The sequence below is a fragment of the Streptomyces sp. MZ04 genome, from assembly GCF_004684775.1.
GTDB lineage: Bacteria > Actinomycetota > Actinomycetes > Streptomycetales > Streptomycetaceae > Streptomyces.
Genome location: NZ_SRIC01000590.1, coordinates 1 through 1,094 on the forward strand (window position 1 = coordinate 1; position 1,094 = coordinate 1,094).

1 protein-coding gene is annotated in these 1,094 nt (G+C 68.8%); it reads right to left on the reverse strand.

All coding sequences use genetic code 11. The annotated features are described in order from the left end of the window. Window positions 1-20 precede the first annotated feature (20 nt). Window positions 21-1,094, reverse strand: a 1,074-nt coding sequence (locus E2651_RS43365; RefSeq protein ID WP_135336746.1) for an IS110 family transposase, incomplete at its 5' end; no start/stop codon positions are given.

Here is a 1,094-nt window from a genome sequence, read left to right on the forward strand (position 1 = left end):
GGGTGCCTCTATGTCTTTCGTCAAGCGAGGCGTGGGGTGCGGGGTTCGTAGAAGGTGCCGTCGCGGAGTATCGCGAACAGCACGTTGATCCGTTGCCGGGCGAGCCGGAGGAGGGCTTGTGTGTGGGTCTTTCCTCTGGCCCGGCATTTGTCGTAGTAGGCGCGGGAAGCGGGATCATGCAGGGCGGCGAACGCGGACAGGAACATCGCCCGTTTGAGCTGCCGGTTGCCGCCTCGGGGGGCGTGTTCGCCGTGGATCGATGTCCCGGATGACTTGGTCGTGGGGGCGAGGCCGGCGTAGGAGGCCAGGTGGGCGGCGGTGGGGAAGCTGGTGCCGTCGCCGACGGTGACCAGCAAGGTGGCGGCGGTCCTGACCGCGACCCCCGGAATCGAGGTCAGGACCGCGGAAAGAGGGTGAGCCTCCAGCAGCTGTCCGATCTGCGCTTCCAGAGCTCGTCGTTGCTCGTGGACAGCCGCGAGCGAACGGGCCAGGGACGGGATCACAACGTCGAGGGTGCCGGTGCCCGGGACCACGACGGTCTGCTCGTCGAGCGCGTCGAAGACCTCGTCGATCAGTCGGGCAGCCATGCGCGGAGCCTTGGGCCGGATCACCTCAACGAGCCTGCGGCGGCCGGCCTTTCGCAAGCCGGCCGGGGATCCGTAGCGTTCCAGCAGCCAGGTCACGGCCTGGTGGTCCAGGCGCGGGCCAAGGACGCGCTCCAGACTGGGGTGGAACTGGGTGAGCAGGCCGCGTATCCGGTTGGAGGTGCGGGTCGCCTCGGCCGCCAGGTCCTGGTCGAAGCCCACCAGCACGGTCAGCTCGGCGGTGATCTCGTCAGTCAGTTCCAACGAGCGCAGGGTGTGTGGCATGGTCCGTGCGGCGTCCGCGATCACCGCGGCGTCTTTGGCGTCGGTCTTGGCCTCGCCCGGGTAGAGGTCGGCGATACGTCGCATGGAGAGTCCGGGCAGGTAGGCGACCTTGCAGCCGGCGTCCCGGGCGACGGTCAGGGGCAGGGCGCCGATGGAGGCGGGCTGGTCCACGATCACCAGGACGCTGTCGAACTTGGCGGTCAGCTTGTCGAAGACGGCCCGCAG